General features: G+C 69.1%; 19 protein-coding genes. 8 read left to right on the plus strand and 11 right to left on the minus strand.

Features of this window, described 5'->3' with window-relative positions; translation table 11 throughout:
* Positions 1 to 68 precede the first annotated feature (68 nt).
* The 5 genes from ISN38_RS16755 to ISN38_RS16775 form a co-directional block, all read right to left on the minus strand.
* Positions 69 to 1,322 (minus strand): cysteine desulfurase, encoded by a 1,254-nt coding sequence (locus ISN38_RS16755; RefSeq protein ID WP_003471951.1) that lies wholly within the window; start codon positions 1,320 to 1,322, stop codon positions 69 to 71.
* Positions 1,319 to 2,581 (minus strand): Fe-S cluster assembly protein SufD, encoded by a 1,263-nt coding sequence (sufD, locus tag ISN38_RS16760; protein WP_003471953.1) that lies wholly within the window; start codon positions 2,579 to 2,581, stop codon positions 1,319 to 1,321. Before sufD ends, ISN38_RS16755 begins: the two co-directional genes overlap by 4 nt.
* A complete protein-coding gene (gene sufC / locus ISN38_RS16765; protein WP_003471956.1) occupies positions 2,578 to 3,345 on the minus strand; it encodes a Fe-S cluster assembly ATPase SufC in 768 nt (255 codons plus the stop codon). Before sufC ends, sufD begins: the two co-directional genes overlap by 4 nt.
* 169 nt (positions 3,346 to 3,514) lie before the next feature.
* On the minus strand, positions 3,515 to 4,957 hold the full coding sequence (gene sufB, locus ISN38_RS16770; protein WP_003471958.1) for a Fe-S cluster assembly protein SufB: 1,443 nt from the start codon (positions 4,955 to 4,957) through the stop codon (positions 3,515 to 3,517).
* 15 nt (positions 4,958 to 4,972) lie between these two features.
* Complete coding sequence (locus ISN38_RS16775; RefSeq protein WP_206711917.1) at positions 4,973 to 5,431, minus strand: SUF system Fe-S cluster assembly regulator; 459 nt, start codon at positions 5,429 to 5,431, stop codon at positions 4,973 to 4,975.
* 183 nt (positions 5,432 to 5,614) lie between these two features.
* On the opposite strand from ISN38_RS16775, the gene ISN38_RS16780 reads away from it, so the two are divergent.
* On the plus strand, positions 5,615 to 6,082 hold the full coding sequence (locus ISN38_RS16780; protein ID WP_003471965.1) for an SET domain-containing protein: 468 nt from the start codon (positions 5,615 to 5,617) through the stop codon (positions 6,080 to 6,082).
* A 91-nt stretch (positions 6,083 to 6,173) separates the two neighbouring features.
* Entirely contained in the window at positions 6,174 to 6,719 is a 546-nt protein-coding gene (locus tag ISN38_RS16785; protein ID WP_003471967.1) for a type 1 glutamine amidotransferase domain-containing protein, read from the plus strand.
* Positions 6,720 to 7,031: 312 nt separating this feature from the next.
* On the opposite strand, the gene ISN38_RS16790 is transcribed toward ISN38_RS16785, so the two are convergent.
* From ISN38_RS16790 to ISN38_RS16810, 5 genes are all read right to left on the minus strand, one after another.
* On the minus strand, positions 7,032 to 7,631 hold the full coding sequence (locus ISN38_RS16790) for a DUF1439 domain-containing protein (protein WP_003471970.1): 600 nt from the start codon (positions 7,629 to 7,631) through the stop codon (positions 7,032 to 7,034).
* 111 nt (positions 7,632 to 7,742) lie between these two features.
* A complete protein-coding gene (locus tag ISN38_RS16795; protein WP_206711918.1) occupies positions 7,743 to 8,042 on the minus strand; it encodes a DUF3861 family protein in 300 nt (99 codons plus the stop codon).
* A 94-nt stretch (positions 8,043 to 8,136) separates the two neighbouring features.
* A complete protein-coding gene (locus tag ISN38_RS16800) occupies positions 8,137 to 8,700 on the minus strand; it encodes a M23 family metallopeptidase (RefSeq protein WP_047325110.1) in 564 nt (187 codons plus the stop codon).
* 6 nt (positions 8,701 to 8,706) lie between these two features.
* Positions 8,707 to 9,405 carry a tellurite resistance TerB family protein gene (locus tag ISN38_RS16805; RefSeq protein ID WP_206711919.1) on the minus strand — a complete coding sequence of 233 codons (699 nt, stop codon included), beginning with the start codon at positions 9,403 to 9,405 and terminating at the stop codon, positions 8,707 to 8,709.
* Between the two features lie 150 nt (positions 9,406 to 9,555).
* On the minus strand, positions 9,556 to 9,954 hold the full coding sequence (locus ISN38_RS16810) for an HU family DNA-binding protein (protein WP_003470446.1): 399 nt from the start codon (positions 9,952 to 9,954) through the stop codon (positions 9,556 to 9,558).
* A gap of 349 nt (positions 9,955 to 10,303) precedes the next feature.
* Here ISN38_RS16810 and ISN38_RS16815 point away from each other — a divergent pair, with 349 nt between their 5' ends.
* On the plus strand, positions 10,304 to 10,735 hold the full coding sequence (locus ISN38_RS16815; protein WP_003478227.1) for an OsmC family protein: 432 nt from the start codon (positions 10,304 to 10,306) through the stop codon (positions 10,733 to 10,735).
* Between the two features lie 263 nt (positions 10,736 to 10,998).
* Entirely contained in the window at positions 10,999 to 11,619 is a 621-nt protein-coding gene (locus tag ISN38_RS16820) for a glycine zipper 2TM domain-containing protein (RefSeq protein ID WP_003470441.1), read from the plus strand.
* Positions 11,620 to 11,754: 135 nt separating this feature from the next.
* Here the strand turns inward: ISN38_RS16820 and ISN38_RS16825 are convergent, their stop codons facing one another.
* Positions 11,755 to 12,633 (minus strand): PhzF family phenazine biosynthesis protein, encoded by an 879-nt coding sequence (locus ISN38_RS16825; RefSeq protein ID WP_003470440.1) that lies wholly within the window; start codon positions 12,631 to 12,633, stop codon positions 11,755 to 11,757.
* A gap of 174 nt (positions 12,634 to 12,807) precedes the next feature.
* On the opposite strand from ISN38_RS16825, the gene ISN38_RS16830 reads away from it, so the two are divergent.
* Genes ISN38_RS16830 through murD form a run of 4 tightly spaced genes read left to right on the plus strand, consistent with a single transcriptional unit; the run spans position 12,808 to position 18,628 of the window.
* Positions 12,808 to 15,417, plus strand: coding sequence for a bifunctional aspartate kinase/diaminopimelate decarboxylase (locus ISN38_RS16830; RefSeq protein ID WP_206711920.1), 2,610 nt, complete (start codon positions 12,808 to 12,810; stop codon positions 15,415 to 15,417).
* Positions 15,401 to 15,859 carry a hypothetical protein gene (locus ISN38_RS16835; RefSeq protein WP_003470438.1) on the plus strand — a complete coding sequence of 153 codons (459 nt, stop codon included), beginning with the start codon at positions 15,401 to 15,403 and terminating at the stop codon, positions 15,857 to 15,859. Before ISN38_RS16830 ends, ISN38_RS16835 begins: the two co-directional genes overlap by 17 nt.
* Complete coding sequence (murL, locus tag ISN38_RS16840) at positions 15,856 to 17,214, plus strand: UDP-N-acetyl-alpha-D-muramoyl-L-alanyl-L-glutamate epimerase (RefSeq protein ID WP_003470437.1); 1,359 nt, start codon at positions 15,856 to 15,858, stop codon at positions 17,212 to 17,214. Before ISN38_RS16835 ends, murL begins: the two co-directional genes overlap by 4 nt.
* Positions 17,195 to 18,628 (plus strand): UDP-N-acetylmuramoyl-L-alanine--D-glutamate ligase, encoded by a 1,434-nt coding sequence (gene murD / locus ISN38_RS16845; protein ID WP_047325106.1) that lies wholly within the window; start codon positions 17,195 to 17,197, stop codon positions 18,626 to 18,628. The genes murL and murD overlap by 20 nt, the downstream gene beginning before the upstream one ends.
* Positions 18,629 to 18,819 lie beyond the last annotated feature (191 nt).

The raw sequence follows: 18,819 nt of genomic DNA on the forward strand, positions 1-18,819 counted from the left end.
AGCGCCGACCGCTCTCCGGTTACGAAGTGCTGCTTTTCCGAGTCCCGAGTCCCGAGTCCCGAAACAACTCAACCCAACAGCTTCCGCACCTTCAGCAACGCCGCCACGAAGCGCTCGATCTCGGCATGCGTGTTGTAGAACGCCAGCGAGGCGCGGCAGGTGGCGGCGACGCCGTAGAACTGCAGCAGCGGGTGCGCGCAGTGCTGGCCGGAGCGGACCGCGACGCCTTCCAGGTCCAGCAGTGTGGCCAGGTCGTGGGCGTGCGCGCCTTCGACCAGGAATGACACCACCGCGGCCTTGCCCGGCGCGGTGCCGAAGATGCGCAGGCCGTCGATCTTGTGCAGTTCCTCGGTGAAATGCGCCAATAGTTCGGTCTCGCGCGCTTCCACGTGCTGCAGGCCCAGCGCGCTGAGGTAATCCACCGCCGCGCCCAAGCCGATGAAGCCGGCGATGTTCGGGGTGCCGGCCTCGAACTTGTGCGGCGGGTCGTTGAACACGGTGCCGTCGAAGCTGACTTCCTTGATCATCTCGCCGCCGCCGATGAACGGCGGCATCGCCTGCAGGTGCTCGCGCCGCGCCCACAGCGCGCCGGTGCCGGTCGGGCCGCACATCTTGTGCCCGGTGATGGCGTAGAAGTCGCAGCCGATCGCGGTCACGTCCAGGGCGCGGTGCGGCGCCGCCTGCGATCCGTCGATGACGCTGACGATGCCGCGCTTGCGCGCCTCGCGGCAGATCTCGCGCACCGGATTGACCGTGCCCAACACGTTGGAGACGTGGGTCAGCGCCAGCAATTTCACGTCCGCGGTCATCGCCTTGCGCAGCGCGTCCAGGTCCAGCGCGCCGTCGGCGCTGATCTCGGCGACCTTGATGGTGGAGCCGGTGCGCTGCGCGACCAGTTGCCACGGCACGATGTTGGCGTGGTGCTCCATCCGCGATATCAGGATGCTGTCGCCGGCCTTGAGCCGCGGCAGCGCCCACGAGTAGGCCACCAGGTTGATCGCGAAGGTGGTGCCGCTGCACAGCACCAGCTCGTCGGCGCGCACGTTGAGGAAGCGCGCCAGCTTGGTGCGCGCGCCCTCGTAGGCGTCGGTGGCCTCGGTGCCAAGCGCATGCACCGCGCGGCTGACGTTGGCGTTGTAGCGGCGGTAGAACTCGTCCAGCGCCGCGATCACCTGCAGCGGCTTCTGCCCGGTGTTGGCGTTGTCGAAATAGATCAGCGGCTTGCCGTGCACCTGCCGCATCAGCAGCGGGAAATCGCTGCGGACCTTGTCCCAGTCCGGGGCCTGCTGGGGCGCCGTGGCGTGCGCGGCCACGCTGCTCATGCCACGCCCGCGGCGGCCAGCGCCTGATCCAGGCGTGCGACCAGGAACTCGCCCAGCGCCGGATCCAGCACGCGCAGCGGTTCGCGGCAGAACGCGGTGGTCAGCAGCTGCTGCGCGCGCGCGCGCGGCAACCCGCGCGAGCGCAGGTAGAACAGCGCGTTGGCGTCGAGCTGGCCAACGGTGGCGCCGTGCGCGGCCTTGACCTCGTCGGCGTCGATCACCAGCACCGGCTGGGTGTCGATCTCGGCGTCGGCGGACAGCAACAGGTTCTTGTTCGACAGGTTGGCATCGCTGCCGTCGGCGCCCTGGCGGATATGGATGCCGCCATGGAACACCACCCGGCTGCGCGCCGCGGCCACGCCGCGCCACAGCAGTTCGCAGGCGGTGTCGCGGGCGATGTGCTCGATGCCCAGGCGGGTGTCGATCTGGCGGCGGCCATTGCCGAGCAGCACGCCGTTGGCGACCAGCCGCGCGTTGTCGCCTTCCAGGCGCACGTTGAGCTCGTGCCGCGACAGCGCGCCGCCCAGCTCCAGGTCGATGCGCCGGTACTGCGCGTCGCGCGCCAGCACCGCATCGGTGCGCAGCAGCGCGGTGACGCCGGACGCATCCGCCTGCACCCGCGCGTGGGTCAGCTGCGCGCCGGCGGCCAGGTGCACGTGCGCCAGGGTGTTGCTCAGGTGTGCGGCCTCGCCCAGGTGCAGGTGATGCTCGACCAGCGACAGCGCCGCGTCCTGGCGCAGTTCGATCAGGTGGCGATGGTGCCAGGCATGGTCGCCGGCGCCGGTGGTGGACACGAACACCAGGTGCAGCGGCACCGCGACCTGCACGCCGGCATCCACGCGCAGCACGCTGCCTTCGTCGGCCAGCGCGGCATTGAGCTGGGCGAACACTTCGTCGCTGCGCTCGAAGCGGCGGCCGAGGAAGCGCATCGCGTCGTCGCCGCTGCGCAGGATGCTGGACAGGCGCTGCAGCTCGACGCCGGCCGGCAGGCCGGCCAGGTCCGACAGCGCATCGCTGCCGCGGCCGTTGACGAACACCAGCCGCGGCGCGGGAATGCCGTCGACGATGGCCGTATCCACGGTCGGCACCGCGCTCGGTGCCGGGCTGAAGCTGCGCCGCTCCAGCGCACGCAGCGAGGTGTACTTCCACGCCTCGCTGCGCGGGCCGGGCAGGCCGTCGCGCAGCGCCTGTTCCAGCGGCGCGCGGCGTGCGCCGTCGCCATGGAAGGCGGCTGCCAGGGAGTCGAGCAGGGCGCTCATCGGACCGTCGCCTCCGGCGCCACACGGTCCTTCAACCATGCGTAGCCATGCGCTTCCAGTTCCAGCGCCAGTTCCGGGCCGCCGCTCTGCACGATGCGGCCGTCGGCGAGCACGTGCACCACGTCCGGCTTGATGTAGTCCAGCAGGCGCTGGTAGTGGGTGATGACCAGGAACGCGCGCTCGGGCGAACGCAGCGCGTTGACGCCTTCGGCGACGGTCTTCAGTGCGTCGATGTCCAGGCCGCTGTCGGTCTCGTCGAGGATCGCCAGCCTCGGCTCCAGCACCGCCAGCTGGAAGATCTCGTTGCGCTTCTTCTCGCCGCCGGAGAAACCCTCGTTGACGCCGCGGTGCAGCAGCTCGTCCTTCAGGTGCAGCACGGCGAGCTTCTGCCGCACCAGCTTGAGGAACTGCATCGAATCCAGTTCGGCCTCGCCGCGCGCCTTGCGCTGCGCGTTGAGTGCGGCGCGCAGGAAGTAGGTGTTGTTGACCCCGGGGATTTCCACCGGGTACTGGAAGGCCAGGAACAGGCCGGCGGCAGCGCGTTCCTCCGGTTCCAGCTCGAGCAGGTCGCGGTCTTCGAAGCGCACGCTGCCCTGGGTCACCGCGTAGCCGTCGCGGCCTGCGAGGATATTGCCCAGCGTGGATTTGCCGGCGCCGTTCGGGCCCATGATGGCGTGCACCTGGCCGGGCTTCACGTCCAGCGACAGGCCCTTGAGGATGTCCTTGCCGGCGACGGAAGCGTGAAGGTTTTCGATAGTAAGCATTGGAAATGGGTCCGTCAGAATTCTGTTGTAGCCCCTCTCCCGCCGGGAGAGGGGTTGGGGTGAGGGTCCGGCGCGCAGCGTCTCGTGGAGTTCGCGGGCGCGAGGCGGCGCCCGTACCCTCATCCGGCGCTTCGCGCCACCTTCTCCCCGAGGGAGAAGGATGTAAGGATCAGCCGACCGAGCCTTCCAGCGACACTTCCAGCAGCTTCTTGGCTTCCACCGCGAACTCCATCGGCAGTTCGCGGAACACCTGCTTGCAGAAGCCGTCGACGATCATCGACACCGCGTTTTCCTGGTCGATGCCGCGGGCGCGGCAGTAGAACAGCTGGTCGTCGCTGATCTTGGAGGTGGTGGCCTCGTGCTCGACCGTGGCGGTGGGGTGCTTGACCTCGATGTACGGGAATGTGTGCGCGCCGCACTGCTTGCCGATCAGCAGCGAATCGCACTGGGTGTAGTTGCGCGCGCCCTCGGCGCTGCGCTCGACCTTGACCAGGCCGCGGTAGGTGTTCTGGCCGCGCCCGGCGCTGATGCCCTTGCTGACGATCTTGCTCTTGGTGCGCTTGCCGATGTGGATCATCTTGGTGCCGGTATCGGCCTGCTGGCGGTGGTGGGTCAGCGCCACCGAGTGGAACTCGCCGACCGAGTCGTCGCCGATCAGCACGCACGAGGGGTACTTCCAGGTGATCGCCGAGCCGGTCTCGACCTGGGTCCAGGTGATCTTGCTGCGCGCGCCGCGGCATTCGCCGCGCTTGGTCACGAAGTTGTAGATGCCGCCGACGCCGTTCTCGTCGCCCGGGTACCAGTTCTGCACCGTCGAATACTTGATCTCCGCGTCTTCCAGCACGACCAGCTCGACCACCGCCGCATGCAGCTGGTTCTCGTCGCGCATCGGCGCGGTGCAGCCTTCCAGGTAGGACACGTAGGCCTTGTCCTCGCACACGATCAAGGTGCGCTCGAACTGGCCGGTGTGGCCGGCGTTGATGCGGAAATAGGTGCTCAGCTCCATCGGGCAGCGCACGCCCTTGGGAATGAACACGAAGCTGCCGTCGGAGAACACCGCCGAGTTGAGCGCGGCGAAGTAGTTGTCGCCGACCGGCACCACGCTGCCCAGGTATTGCTTGACGATTTCCGGGTGTTCCTTGATCGCCTCGGACATCGAGCAGAAGATCACGCCCTTCTCGGCCAGTTCCTTGCGGAAGGTGGTGCCGACCGAGACCGAGTCGAACACCGCGTCCACCGCCACGCCGGCCAGCCTGGCGCGCTCGTGCAGCGGCACGCCGAGCTTGTCGTAGGTGTCCAGCAGTTCCTTGGGCACGTCGTCCAGCGAGGCGTACTTGGGGCCCTTGGGCGCGGAGTAGTAGCTCAGCGCCTGGAAATCGATCGGCGCGATGTTGAGCTTGGCCCAGTGCGGCATCGGCATCTTCAGCCAGTGCCGGTAGGCGGCCAGGCGCCATTCGGTCATCCACGCCGGCTCTTCTTTTTTGACCGACAGGGCGCGCACGACGTCTTCGTTCAAGCCGGGCAGGAACGCATCGGATTCGATATCGGTAATGAAGCCGGCGTCGTAGCGACGTCCCAGCCGTTCGAGAATTTCAGCGTTTTCGGTGGCCATGGGGCTGCCTACAGGTCAGGTGGTCGCGAACCGCACGGCGATCGGACGCCGTCTGGTTTCGCCGGAAGAGGGAAGCGGGTGCAGCATCTGCGCCAGGGTCACGCCGCGCAGCGCGTCGGCGACCACGTCGTTGATCAACCGCCAGTTGGAGCGCACGCCGCATTTCTGCGCGATGCCGCACTGGCTGTGGTCCTGGCTGCATTCGGTGATCGCCAGCGGGCCTTCCATCGCCTCGACGATCTGGATCAGGGTGATGGCATCGGCCGGCTGCGCCAGCCGGTAGCCGCCATGCACGCCGCGCAGGCCTTCGACCAGCCCGGCCTGGGCCAGCGGCTTGAGCAGCTTGCTGACGGTAGGAGGCTCCAGCCCGGACTGTTCGGCCAGTTCGGTCGCGCTCAACACCTCGCCGGGACTTGCGGCGAGCACGGTCAGCACGACGGTGGCGTAATCGGTCAGTTTGGTGACGCGGAGCATGGGGCAACGGCCGGAATTCAATGCGGACCGAAATTGTACGCTTTCGCGGCGCTGGCGTCCAAGCCGCACGTTCATGTTTTTCCCTGTCGCGGCGATCGGCGCCGCCGTCAACGGTGCGCTGCGGGGCTTGGGATCGCCGCCGATGTGCGCCAGAATCACCGCTTTCCCGTTCCGGACCGCCGCATGCCCCGCAAGATCGCCGCCCGCAAGTCCCGCATCCATGGCAATGGCGTGTTCGCCGCGCTGCCGCTCAAGAAGGGCGAGCGGGTCATCGAGTACAAGGGCCGGCGCCGCACCCATGCCGAAGTGGATCGCGACGAGGCTGGCGATGTCGAGACCGGACACACTTTCCTGTTCACGCTCAGCGACGACTACGTGATCGACGCCAACTACGAAGGCAACGACGCGCGCTGGATCAACCACAGCTGCGCGCCGAACTGCGAGGCGGTGATCATCGAGGCCGAGGGCGACGACCGGCGCCAGGACAAGGTGGTGATCGAGACCTTGCGCGCGATCAAGCCGGGCGAGGAACTGACTTACAACTACGGCATCACCCTGGGCGAGCGGCACACGCCGCGGCTGAAGAAGATCTGGGAATGCCGCTGCGGATCCAAGAACTGCAGCGGGACCATGCTGCAGCCCAAGCGCTGACGCCTGCCTGTGCACGTCGCATAGACGCCCGGCTCACGACGCTGCAACCACGGCGTTCCCAAGCTGAGGCTCCACCTTGCAGGAGCCTCTCATGAGTACAGCATCTTCCCTGTCCGGCAAGCGCGTCGCGGTCCTGGCCACCGACGGTTTCGAACAGTCCGAGTTGCAGGAGCCCAAGCGTCTGCTGGAATCGTGGGGCGCGCAGGTCGATGTGATCGCGCCCGGCGACGCGTCCAGCATCCGCGGCTGGAGCAAGCAGGATTGGGGCGCTAGCGTACCGGTCGACAAGCGCCTGGCCCAGGCCGATGCCGGCGACTACGACGCGCTGCTGCTGCCGGGCGGGGTGATCAATCCGGACAAGCTGCGCACCGAAGCCTCCGCGATCCGCTTCATTCAGTCGTTCGCCAGCGCCGGCAAGCCGGTCGCGGCGATCTGCCACGGCCCCTGGCTGCTGGCCGAAAGCGGTCTGGTGCGCGACAAGCAGGTGACCTCGTGGCCATCGGTGAAGACCGACCTGAGCAACGCCGGCGCGCGTTGGCAGGATGCGGAAGTGGTGGTGGACGGCAATCTGATCACCAGCCGCAAGCCGGACGATATTCCCGCGTTCGCCGCGGCGGTGGCCAAGGCGCTGGGCTGAGTGCAGCGGCCAGCGTGCGCAACGAGAAACGGCGGCCTGTTGGCCGCCGTTTTTTTTAGGACTGGCTTACGTCCCCCGGCTTGGGAGTGGAACAGCCGGAGCGATCGAACCGGGAAGGTCGCGGCTGAAGCCGCTCCTACAGGGAATGCGGCCAGCGCACTGGGTGCACTGTAGGAGCGGCTTCAGCCGCGACAACATCTATCGTCGCGGCCAAGACGCCGTGCGCGACTCGCAGCGACACCAGTGCGCCGTTCTATCCTCGCGCTGATCCATGGCACGCAGCGTCATCGCATCAGCTGCAGCAGCGCAGCATCACTGCCCCGACAACGCCCCGGCCGGCACCAGCTTGCCGATGTCCTGATTGAGGTGCACCACCAGCTTGCCGTTCTCCACCGCCGCCGATTCGATCTGCACGTTGCCCATCACCGCGGCCAGCGCCGGATCCAGCTTGTAGATCGGTTCCTTGCGCGCGTAATCGTCCAGCCACACGTTGAGCAGCTCGCGGGTATTGGCGTCGAGCTTGCCACCGCTGGCGGCCGGGCGGAAGTCGTCGATGGTCGGTGATTGCAGGTGGAAGCTCTGGCTCTGCTGCTCGTAGCGCAGCCCGCTGGTCAGCAGCACCGTGCCCAATGGCGTCGGCGCGCCACCGCCGGTGGCCATGCTCAGGTCGAACTGCATCTTCAGCCGGTTGCCCGGCGGCAGCGACAGCTTGGGATCGCGGATGGTCATCTTCACCAGGCCGCCGAGCGCCTTGTGCGTCTGCGGGAAGCTGCCATCCAGGTACTGCTGCACATCGGCGGCGCCGACGCTGACCTGCTTGCCCTGGATCATCGGTTCGGCCTGCAGCTGCGCAGCGGCGGCGAGGAAAGCGAGCAGCGCGACGGTGCGCAAGGTCGGCAAGCGAAGCTTCATGGGATGTGGTGCCTTGGCGGAGTCAGGGGCCAACATAACCGCAGCGGGTGAATGCGCGATTAGCGGAAGCGGGGTGCGGACCGAAGCTCAGTGCGCACGGACCCGATCACGTCAGGCGCTGCTCGGCGCCAGCCGCGCCAGGATCGCATCCAGGCGCGGGCGCAGCGGTGCGAGCAGCGCCTGCGCCTCGCTGTGGCCGCGCTCGCTGAGTCCGTGCAGCAACTGCGTACCGATGGTCAGCGCGGCGCGCTCGTCGCCATGCAGGCCGGGATGACGCTGCGCCGCTTCTAGCAGGCGCATCCAGTCCTGCCGGCACCGCGCCTCGAATTCGATGGTGCAGCGCCCTTGGCATTGGAGCCCGTCGGCCTCGATCGGCGTGACGGTGATGCGGTAGCGTTGCGAGGCGGTCATGGGCGTGCGTACGGCGGATGGACGACCCACGATAGGCCGCGTCTGCTGCGATCACGATAGTGATGGCCGCGACGCTCTGTTCCAGCGTCTTCGTTCAGCGCGCCGCGCGCAGCAGCGGCAATGGATCGTAGGCGCCGCCTTCGGCATAGACGCCATAGTGCAGATGCGGTGGCGTGCCGCGCGCATTGCCGCTGTCGCCGACGCTGCCGAGCGGGTCGCCGGCCTCGACCAGGTCGCCGACCTGCAGGCCCGGCGCCCAGTCCTGCAGATGCGCGTAGTAATGGCGCTGCCTGGCCGGGCCCATCACCCAGACCTGGCGGCCGCCGAGGCCGCGCTCGGCGACTGCGACGACGATACCGCGGGTGGCGGACAGGACCGGCGTGCCGCGCCTGGCGAAGATGTCCACGCCGGCGTGCTGGCGATCGCGGCCGCGCGGCGCGCCGAACGTGGCGGCGACGCGGCGCGGATCCGCGTCCTGTACCGGCATCCGCAACGCGGTCGGCGGTGGCTGCCGTGCCAGTTCCCAGCCGGCCCGCGCGCGCAGCGCCCAGGGCTGCTGCCAGGCCCACGCCAGCGCCAGCGCTGTGCAGGCCAGCGCCGCGGCGCGCAGCAGCCAGCGGCGCAACCGCCGCGCAGGCGAGGGCGGCGCGGCCGACATCGCAACTCAGCCTGCGTGCGCTGCGGCTTGCCGTTGCAGGTGCTGCTTCAGGCTGTCGTCGATGCCGAGCTGGCGCGCCAGTTCGTCCAGGTAGCTGCGTTCCATGAAGCTCTGCGCGTCGGCGGCGAGCAGGCTGGCCAGGTACATCTCCGAGGCGATCTCCGGCGTGGTCGCGGCCTGCGCCACTTCGGCCGGGTCCAGCGGCTTCTCCAGTTCCGCATGCAGCCAGCGCTGCACTTCCTGGTCGCCGTTGAGGCGGGTGAACTCGCCTTCGATCAACTCGCGTTCGCGGGTGTCGATGTGGCCGTCGGCTTTGGCCGCGGCGACCAGCGCGCGCAGCACCGCCTGGCTGTGCTGTTCCATCTCCAGCGGCGGCAGCCGGTCCAGGGTCTGCGGTTCTTCCGGCGCGACGGCGCCGAGCTGCTGGCGCTTGTAGTCGCCGTAGGCGCGATAGGCCATCACCCCGATTGCGGCCAGGCCGCCGTAAGTGGCGAGCTTGCGGGTGGTGCGGTTCTTGCCCAGCAGCAAGCCCAGCGCGCCCCCGGTCAGGGCGCCCTTGCCGAAGTCGGCGTTGAGCATGCTGCCGAGGCCGCCGCTGCTGGCGGGCAATCCCGCTGAGGCGGACGTGCCGGTCCTGGCCATGGCCTGGCCGGCAGCGCCCTGCGCCGACTGCAGCAGTTGGTCGAGAAAGCCCTGTAGCTTCATGCACGCATTCCTGTCGTGTGGAGCTGCAGGTATAGCGGGCGTCGCCTTAGCGGCCTGTCAATCCCGCTGCGTGCGGCGGCGAGCGCGCAAAAAAACGAGACGGCCAGGGCCGTCTCGTCAGGTGTGCTTGCCTGAATCAGGCGACGCTGCTCAGAGCGCGGCGTCCTTGAGCTTCTTCAGCGGGCGCACCTTCAGCTTGGTGGTGGCCGGCTTGGCGGCGAACCACTGCTCTTCCTTGGTGAACGGGTTGATGCCCTTGCGCTTCGGCTTGGCCGGCACGCTGACCGAGGTGATCTTGAGCAGGCCCGGCAGGGTGAACGAACCGGCGCCCTTCTTGCTGACCGAGCCGGCCACGGCGTGCTCAAGCGAGGCCATCACCGCGCGCACGTCCTTGGCGACGACGCCGCTGGCTTCGGCGATGTGAGCGACCAGTGCCGACTTGCTCAGCGCTTCCTTGATCGGCTTGGGCGCGGCCGGCTTGGCGGCGGTCTTGGTGGCTACTTTCTTCGCTGCCTTCTTCGGGGCAGCCTTTTTCGCGGTCTTTGCCATGATGTCCTGATTCCGTAAACGATAGGTGGTTGGGTCGCGCCGACCCCGTCGGCATGGCGAAATGTAGGGCATGTGCTACGCCGCGCCAATAGGCAAAGCGCAAAAAGGCGCGGGAAAAGCCCCGCGCCGCGTTTTTTTGCGCCGTAAGTGCGAATTTTTGCAGTGAAAATGGCCGCGCGCCGCCGCCGGTCCTGCCTGCCGCTGGCAAGCCGGCGGCGCCCGGGCGCTGTCGCGCCGCCGCCGGCAGCGCCCGCACAACGCGCGCCGGCCGCCGCGCGCGCTGCGCCGCACAAGGCCGTAACGCCGCCTGCTCTATTGTGCCGGCCTCATCCACCAGCAGGAGCATCGCATGGGTATTTCGCGTCACGCCACCGCACACTGGGAAGGCGATCTCAAGACCGGCAAGGGCCAGCTGAGCACGCCGCAGAGCGGGCTGTTGCAGCACACCCGCTATGCCTTCAGCAGCCGCTTCGGCGACGAGAAGGGCACCAACCCGGAAGAGCTGATCGCTGCCGCGCATGCCGGCTGTTTCACCATGGCGCTGTCGGCCAAGCTCAGCGAAGCGGGCTTCCCGCCGACCGCGCTGGACACGCGCGCCGAGGTCGATCTGTCGATGGAAGGCGGTCCGCAGCTGTCGCAGATCCGGCTCAAGCTCAAGGCCGTGGTCCCGAACATCGAGGCCGCGCAGTTCCGCGCGCTGGCCGAAGACGCCAAGCAGAACTGCCCGATCTCCAAGGCGCTGAGCGCGGTGCCGATCAGCCTGGAAGCGGAACTGGGCTGAGCGCCGGGCCTGGCGCGCGCCGCCAGGCCGTCGCTTCGACATGGCTCAGGCTGTGCCTGCGTGCGACTGGCAGGCACGGCGCTTCGCGCACGGCGATGGGAACGGTTGCAGCCGCGCTGCGTGGCAGGCCATGGCTGCGCCCGCAAGCGACAACAGCTGTCGCGGCGCTAAACAGGCGCCGCCGAGCGGTCCCAATTCAGTTTTGTTTCACCGACGCGGGCCGAGCATGCAGTTGCGCGATCCACGCGCTTGGAATCTTCGCCATGAACAAGCTCTCGACCCGTCTTCTGACCGCCGCGCTCGCCGTGGGCGTGGTCGGTTCCGCCGCTGCGCAGGACTATGGCCGCTACGACACGTATCGCGATCGTGGCTATCCGGGCAGCGGCACCTACGACTACGCCCGCGTAGTGCGTGCCGATCCGATCCTGGTGCCGGTGCGCGGCCCGCGCGAGACCACCGAGCGCTGCTACGAACGCCCGGCGTCCGGCGAATACGTCGACAACGGCTATCGCGGCGACGGCTATTACAACGGCGGCTATCGCGGCAGCGACGGCGGGCGCAGCGCGGCCACGGTGGTCGGCGGCATCGCCGGTGCGCTGCTGGGCAGCCGCGTCGGCGGCGGCAACGGCCGTTTCGTCGGTACCGCGGTCGGTACCATGGTCGGCGGCCTGGCCGGGCGCTCGATCTACGACAGCAACAGCCGCAGCAGCGTGCAGACCGGCTCGGTCCGCGTCTGCGAACCGGTCGCCTACCGCAGCGAAACCTATGACCGGGTGGATGGCTACGACGTGACCTACGAATACGGCGGCCGCTACTACCACACCCGCAGCGCGCAGCGTCCCGGCGACCGCATCCGGGTCCGCGTCGACGTGTTGCCCGACTGACCGGCGCGGACGCCCCATGCGAGGCGTCCATGGGCGTCGTCGGCCGCGACCGTTTGCACGGTTGCGGCCGGACGCGACGCAAGCGACATCCCTTCATGCCCGCCGCCGATGCCGGCGGGCATGCCGATCCGCGCATCAACGCCAGTCGATGTGTCCCTCGATCACGGTCTGCACCTGGCCGCCGGACCAGACCTCGCCGGCGCTGTCCACGCTCAGGGTCAGCATGGCGTCGTGGCCGACTTCGCGGCCCTGGCTGACCACGTAGCGGCCATCGTGGCCGGGGAGCGCGGCGCGATGATCCAGCCACGCCGCGAGCACGGCATTGGCGGCGCCCGACGCGGCATCCTCGAAGCGACGGCCATTGCCGACGAACGCGCGCACGGCCAGCTGATAGGCCTGGGCATTGGCCCGCGCATAGGCGAACACGCCCATGCTGGCGGTACGTTCGGCCAGGGCCGCGATCGCGTCCCAATCCGGCGTCAGGCTGCGCAGCGCCGCCTCGTCGGCGACTTCGACCAGCCACCAGCAGCGGCCGCCGTCCATGCGCACCGGTGGTTGCGCGCCGAGCGGCCAGCCGGCCAGCGCGGCGCTCAGGCGCGGATCGTCGGCATTGGCGATCTCGCCGACCTGCGCGCGCGGGGTGCGGATGGCGATGCTGGGCACGCCACGGTCGGCAACCAGCCGCAACGGCAGCAGCCCGGCGATGCCTTCCTGTACGAAGACGCCGTCCTTGGGCACGGCGATGCCAGACTCCAGCACCGCGTGCGCGGTCCCGATGCTGGGATGGCCGGCGAACGGCACTTCCTTCTGCGGACTGAACATGCGGATGCCGTAGCTGGCGCCCGGTTGCTTGGCAGGGAACACGAAGGTGGTCTCCGGCAGCCGCGTCCAGCGCGCGATCGCCTGCATGGCGGCGTCGTCCAGGCCTTGCGCATCCAGCACCACCGCCAGCGGATTGCCGGCGCCGGGGCGCGGGGAGAACACGTCGAGCTGAAGGAAACGGCGTTTGCTCATGGTCGTTGCATCATCGTTCGGGGGAGCGCGAAGCTTAGCAAGCAGGGCGCGGGCAGCAGACGTGCCTGCGTCACACGCTTGCGGCCAAGCGCCGGCAGCGCGGCGCTTGGCATAGAATCGCAAGTTCCGCCCGGCGTTCCGGGCCTCTTTCCCTCCATCAGACCCCACAACGAAATGGCCTCTTCCCCCCACGTCGATCGCTGGATCGTCCTCAAGTTCGGCGGCACTTCGGTGTCGCTTCGTCATCGCTGGGATACGATCGGAACGCTGGCGAAAAAACGCGCCGACGAGACCGGGGCGCGGGTGCTGGTGGTGGTATCGGCGCTGTCCGGGGTCACCAACGAGCTGACCGCGATCGCCGACGGCAGCGCCGACAGCGCGCAGCGCGTGGCCGCGCTGGAGCAGCGCCACCGCGAGTTCCTGGGCGAACTGGAACTGGATGCGGACAGCGTGCTCGGCGCGCGCCTGGCGGCGCTGCGCGGATTGCTCGACGACCCGCGCGCGGCGACCCGCACGCTGGACTGGCAGGCCGAGGTGCTGGGCCAGGGCGAGTTGCTGTCGTCCACACTGGGCGCGGCCTACCTGCGCGCCAGCGGCCTGGATGTCGGCTGGATGGATGCGCGCCAGTGGCTGGACGCGTTGCCGCCGCAGCCCAACCAGAGCGAGTGGTCCAAGCGCCTGTCGGTATCGTGCCAGTGGCAGGCCGACACCGCCTGGCGCGAACGCTTCGTCGCTCAGCCGGCGCGGATGCTGATCACCCAGGGCTTCATCGCGCGGCACCAGGAAGGCGGCACCGCGATCCTCGGCCGCGGCGGCTCGGATACCTCGGCGGCGTACTTCGGCGCGCTGCTCGGCGCCAGCCGGGTGGAGATATGGACCGATGTGCCAGGCATGTTCAGCGCCAATCCACGCGAGGTGCCGGACGCGCGCCTGCTGACCCGGCTGGACTATTACGAAGCGCAGGAAATCGCCACCACCGGCGCCAAGGTGCTGCACCCGCGCTCGATCAAGCCGTGCCGCGACAGCGGCGTGCCGATGGCGATCCTGGACACCGAGCGCCCCGAGCTGCCCGGCACCAGCATCGACGGCAACGCGCGCACCGTGCCCGGGGTCAAGGCGATCAGCCGCCGCAACGGCATCGTGCTGGTGTCGATGGAAGGCATCGGCATGTGGCAGCAGGTCGGCTTCCTGGCCGATGTGTTCGCGCGCTTCGCCAAGCACGGCCTGTCGGTCGACCTGATCGGTTCGGCCGAGACCAACGTCACCGTGTCGCTGGACCCGAGCGAGAACCTGGTCAACACCGACGTGCTGGCGGCGCTGTCGGCCGACCTGGCGGAGATCTGCCGGGTCAAGATCATCGTGCCGTGCGCGGCGATCACCCTGGTCGGGCGCGGCATGCGCTCGCTGCTGCACAAGCTCTCGGACGTGTGGGCCACGTTCGGCAAGGAGCGCGTGCACATGATCTCGCAGTCGTCCAACGATCTGAACCTGACCTTCGTCATCGACGAGGCCGATGCCGAGGGCCTGCTGCCGATCCTGCACGCCGAGCTGATCGACAGCGGCGCGATGCCGGTGGAGGAGACCGAGGTGTTCGGCCCGCGCTGGCGCGAGATCACCGGCAGCGTGCGCACGCGGCCCACGCCGTGGTGGCATGCCGAGCGCGAGCACCTGCTGCGCCTGGCCGAGGCCGGCACGCCGCGCTATGTCTACCATCTGCCGACGCTGCGCGCGCGCGCGCGCGCGCTCAAGGCGATCGCGCCGATCGACCAGCGCTACTACGCGATCAAGGCCAATTCGCACCCGGCGATCCTGGAGACGCTGGTCGCGGAGGGCTTCGGCCTGGAATGCGTGTCGCATGGCGAGCTGCGCCGGGTGTTCGACACCTTGCCGGAGCTGTCGCCGCGGCGCGTGCTGTTCACCCCCAGCTTCGCGCCGAAGGCCGAGTACGAAGCCGCATTCGCGCTGGGCGTGACCGTCACCGTGGACAACGTGGAGCTGCTGCAGCGCTGGCCGCAGCTGTTCCGCGGCCGCAGCCTGTGGCTGCGCATCGACCTGGGCCATGGCGACGGCCACCACGAGAAGGTCAACACCGGCGGCAAGGCGTCCAAGTTCGGCCTGTCGGCGACGCGGGTGGACGAATTCGTCGAGGTCGCGCGCACGCTGGAGATCCGCATCGTCGGCGTGCACGCGCATCTGGGCAGCGGCGTGGAGACCGCGCAGCACTGGCGGCGCATGTGCGACGAGCTGGCCGGCTTCGCGCGCCGCATCGGCAGCGTGGAGATCATCGACATCGGCGGCGGCCTGCCGATTCCCTACAGCGCCGACGACGAGCCGTTCGACCTGGACGCCTGGGCGCAGGGCCTGGCCGAGGCCAAGGCGGTGCATCCGGCGTTCCGACTGGCGGTGGAGCCGGGCCGTTACCTGGTCGCCGAATGCGGGGTGCTGCTGACCCGCGCCACCCAGGTGGTCGAGAAGGACGGCATTCGCCGGGTCGGCCTGGATGCGGGCATGAACGCGCTGATGCGCCCGGCGCTGTACGACGCCTGGCACGACGTGGCCAACCTGAGCCGCCTGGACCGCGACGCCGATACGGTGTTCGACGTGGTCGGCCCCATCTGCGAATCCAGCGACGTGTTCGGCAAGCGCCGCCGCCTGCCCGCCGCCACCGCCGCGGACGATGTGATGCTGATCGCCGACGCCGGCGCCTACGGTTACGCGATGGCCAGCACCTACAACCAGCGCGAGCTGCCGCGCGAGGATGCGATCGATGCGCCCGCAGGCTGAGTTCATTGCGCTCAGCGCCGGAGCTGGCGGTGCCGCGATTGCGTTGTCCACCTTGGCCGATCAGGCGGACACGAGCTTGCCGTGGCAGTGGACCGATAGCCTCAAATGGCTGGCGCCTGCGCTGATCGCGGCAGGCGCGGGCGCGTGGTTGGCATGGCGCTGGCAACGCCGGTGGCCTGCCGGCCGTGCGGGCGCGATGGCGTTGCGCACGGTGCTGCTGGGCGCATGCAGTTATGTGCCGGCGCTGACGTTGTATCTCGCGGTGGTGTTCGTGGCGTCTGCCGATGCCAGGCAGAGGAGCTTGAACTGGGAGTTGTTTCCGCTGGCGTTCCTGTTCGGTTGCCTGCCATGGCGATGGGCGGCGTTGCCGTTTTCGATGATCGAATTTTTCCTGTGCCGACGTTACTTGCGTCGCACGCGTGTCCTTGCAGGTAGTCCATGACCGCTTTCGACAAACAGCATATCGCCACCTTCCGTTTCGTGCGCTGCGCGTTCGACGCCGACAGCGGTGTCGCGCGCCTGGTCTATGCGTTCGACCAGGGGCCGGAGCTGGTGGAGACGATCACCGTGCCCGGCGCTCCGTTCGTGCTGGACGCGGCGCGCGCGCAGGCGGTGCAGCGCGCGCTGCGCCTGCTGCATCTGATCGCCGGGGTCAGCTATTACAAGGCCGCGGTGCCACCGCAGATCGCCATCGACGACTACGCGATCGACGCGGCGACCGCCGCGCTGCTGCAGAGCGTGTACCTGCACGGGCTGGGCGAGTTCGCTTACCGCAACGGCCTGGATCTGCACGGCAAGATCCGGTTTCCCGCGAGCGCAGCGGCGGACGGGCAGGGCGCGGCGGCGCTGGGCCTGGGGGAGCACGCGCTGGTGGCGATCGGCGGCGGCAAGGATTCGCTGGTCAGCATCGAGGCCTTGCGCGCGGCCGGCGTGGAACAGACCGTGGCCTGGATCGGCGGCTCGCAGCTGATCCGTGCCTGCGCCGAACGCACCGCCTTGCCGACCCTGAACATCGGCCGCGCGCTGGCGCCGGAGCTGTTCGAACTGAACCGGCAGGGCGCGTGGAACGGGCATATCCCGGTGACCGCGGTGAACTCGGCGATCCTGGTGTTCGCCGCGTTGCTGCACGGCGCCGGCCAGGTGGTGTTCTCCAACGAGCATTCGGCCAGCTACGGCAGCCAGATCGCAGGCACCGGCGAGGTCAACCACCAGTGGTCCAAGGGCTGGGCGTTCGAGCAGGCGTTCGGCGCGCACGTGCAGCGCTACGTCGCCGCCGACCTGCGCTACTACTCGCTGCTGCGCCCGCTGTCGGAACTGGCGGTGGCGCGGCAGTTCGCCAAGAACGACCATTACGACGCGCATTTCTCCAGCTGCAACCGCAACTTCCACATCCTCGGCGAGCGCCCGGCGCACCGCTGGTGCGGGGTGTGCCCGAAATGCCATTTCGTGTTCCTGGCGCTGGCCCCGTTCATGCCGAAGACGCGGCTGGTGCGGATCTTCGGCCGCAACCTGCTCGACGATGCGGCACAGGCGCCGGGCTTCGATGCGCTGCTGGAATTCCAGGACCACAAGCCGTTCGAATGCGTGGGCGAGGGCCGCGAATCGCGTGCGGCGATGGCCACGCTGGCCGCGCGTGCGGAATGGAAGGAAGACGCGCTGGTGGCGCGCTTCATCCGCGAGATCCAGCCGCAGCTCGACAGCGAGGACCTGCGCGTGGAACCGCTGCTGGCGCTGGACGCGCAGCACCGCATTCCGGCCGAGCTGTGGGAACGCGTGCGTGCGAATTTCGCAGCTTGAGGGCTTGCGCGTCGCGCTGTGGGGCTGGGGACGCGAGGGGCGGGCTGCTTACCGCGCGTTGCGCGGGGCGCGGGACTCGGGACTCGGGACTCGGGACTCGGCAAGCGCGCCGCTGACGCTGTTCTGTTCGGCTGACGAAGCCGCCGAGGTCGCTGCGTTGCACGATTCCTTGCTGCATGTGGAGACCGAGGCCAGCGCCGAGCGCCTGGCCGCGTTCGACGTGGTGATCAAGTCGCCGGGGGTCAGTCCGTATCGGCCCGAGGCGCAGGCCGCTGCGGCGCAAGGCACCCGCTTCGTCGGCGGTACCGCGCTGTGGTTCGCCGAACACGCAAGCGCCGATGGCGTGGTGGCGGGCAGCGTGTGCATCACTGGCACCAAGGGCAAGAGCACCAGCACTGCGCTATTGGCGCATCTGCTGCGCGCCGGCGGCCACCGCACCGGCCTGGTCGGCAACATCGGCCTGCCGCTGCTGGAAGTGCTGGCGCCAGCGCAGCCGCCGGAATACTGGGCGATCGAATTATCCAGCTACCAGACCGGCGACGTCGCCAGCAGCGGCGCGCGGCCGCAACTGGCGCTGGTGCTGAACCTGTTCCCGGAACATCTGGACTGGCACGGCAGCCAGGCGCGCTACGTCGAAGACAAGCTGGCGCTGGTGACCCGGGCGCGGCCGCGTATCGCGCTGCTCAACGCCGCCGATCCGCACCTGGCCGCGCTGGCGTTGCCCGATAGCGAGGTGCGTTGGTTCAATCGCGAAGACGGCTGGCATATGCGCGGCGCTGTCGTGCACCGCGGCGAGGTGGCGGTGTTCGACAGCGCGCGGGTGCCGCTGCCGGGCCGGCACAACCGCGGCAACCTGTGCGCGGTGCTGGCGGCGATCGAGGCGCTGGGCCTGGACGCGGCGGCACTGGCGCCGGCCGCGGCGGATTTCCGGCCGTTGCCGAACCGCTTGCAGACCCTGGGCGAGCGCGACGGCATCGCCTATGTCAACGACTCGATTAGCACCACGCCGCACGCCACGCTGGCGGCACTGGAATGCTTCCGCGGACGCCGCATCGCGCTGCTGGTCGGCGGCCACGACCGCGGCCTGGACTGGCAGGACTTCGCCGCGGCGATGCGCCACGGCGCGCCGCTGCAGATCGTCACCATGGGCAGCAACGGCCCGCGCATCCACGCGCTGCTGGCGCCGCTGGCCGCGGCCGGCGGCTTCGGCCTGCATGCCGCCGCGGACCTGCCGGCGGCGGTCGCGTTGGCGCGCGCGGCGCTGGGCGCAGGCGGCGGCGTGGTGCTGCTGTCGCCGGGCGCGCCCAGCTTCGGCGCCTACCGCGATTACGTGGCGCGCGGCCGCCATTTCGCCGAGCTGGCCGGGTTCGACCAGGAGGCGATCAGCGCGATCCCGGGGTTGGGCATCGCCTGAGCTGTCTGCTCCTGCATCGGGTTGGCGCGCACGCCGCTTATCCGGCGCCGTGCCTGGAGGGCTTCGATCGAGATGATGGTCTTTGTAGGAGCGGCTTCAGCCGCGACGGGCACTCCCGATAAAGCCCGTCGCGACTGAAGTCGCTCCCGCAAGTGTGCGAATCGCCGGAAGAAAACGTTCTAGACTGCCGA

The sequence above is a fragment of the Xanthomonas translucens pv. undulosa genome (genome assembly GCF_017301775.1).
In the GTDB taxonomy this organism is placed as follows: domain Bacteria; phylum Pseudomonadota; class Gammaproteobacteria; order Xanthomonadales; family Xanthomonadaceae; genus Xanthomonas_A; species Xanthomonas_A translucens.

Coding starts and splice junctions, on each gene's coding strand:
- ISN38_RS16755 (WP_003471951.1), bottom strand. CDS start 1,322: ATGAGCAGCGTGGCCGCGCACGCCACGGCGCCCCAGCAGGCCCCGGAC.
- sufD (WP_003471953.1), bottom strand. CDS start 2,581: ATGAGCGCCCTGCTCGACTCCCTGGCAGCCGCCTTCCATGGCGACGGC.
- sufC (WP_003471956.1), bottom strand. CDS start 3,345: ATGCTTACTATCGAAAACCTTCACGCTTCCGTCGCCGGCAAGGACATC.
- sufB (WP_003471958.1), bottom strand. CDS start 4,957: ATGGCCACCGAAAACGCTGAAATTCTCGAACGGCTGGGACGTCGCTAC.
- ISN38_RS16775 (WP_206711917.1), bottom strand. CDS start 5,431: ATGCTCCGCGTCACCAAACTGACCGATTACGCCACCGTCGTGCTGACC.
- ISN38_RS16780 (WP_003471965.1), top strand. CDS start 5,615: ATGCCCCGCAAGATCGCCGCCCGCAAGTCCCGCATCCATGGCAATGGC.
- ISN38_RS16785 (WP_003471967.1), top strand. CDS start 6,174: ATGAGTACAGCATCTTCCCTGTCCGGCAAGCGCGTCGCGGTCCTGGCC.
- ISN38_RS16790 (WP_003471970.1), bottom strand. CDS start 7,631: ATGAAGCTTCGCTTGCCGACCTTGCGCACCGTCGCGCTGCTCGCTTTC.
- ISN38_RS16795 (WP_206711918.1), bottom strand. CDS start 8,042: ATGACCGCCTCGCAACGCTACCGCATCACCGTCACGCCGATCGAGGCC.
- ISN38_RS16800 (WP_047325110.1), bottom strand. CDS start 8,700: ATGTCGGCCGCGCCGCCCTCGCCTGCGCGGCGGTTGCGCCGCTGGCTG.
- ISN38_RS16805 (WP_206711919.1), bottom strand. CDS start 9,405: ATGAAGCTACAGGGCTTTCTCGACCAACTGCTGCAGTCGGCGCAGGGC.
- ISN38_RS16810 (WP_003470446.1), bottom strand. CDS start 9,954: ATGGCAAAGACCGCGAAAAAGGCTGCCCCGAAGAAGGCAGCGAAGAAA.
- ISN38_RS16815 (WP_003478227.1), top strand. CDS start 10,304: ATGGGTATTTCGCGTCACGCCACCGCACACTGGGAAGGCGATCTCAAG.
- ISN38_RS16820 (WP_003470441.1), top strand. CDS start 10,999: ATGAACAAGCTCTCGACCCGTCTTCTGACCGCCGCGCTCGCCGTGGGC.
- ISN38_RS16825 (WP_003470440.1), bottom strand. CDS start 12,633: ATGAGCAAACGCCGTTTCCTTCAGCTCGACGTGTTCTCCCCGCGCCCC.
- ISN38_RS16830 (WP_206711920.1), top strand. CDS start 12,808: ATGGCCTCTTCCCCCCACGTCGATCGCTGGATCGTCCTCAAGTTCGGC.
- ISN38_RS16835 (WP_003470438.1), top strand. CDS start 15,401: ATGCGCCCGCAGGCTGAGTTCATTGCGCTCAGCGCCGGAGCTGGCGGT.
- murL (WP_003470437.1), top strand. CDS start 15,856: ATGACCGCTTTCGACAAACAGCATATCGCCACCTTCCGTTTCGTGCGC.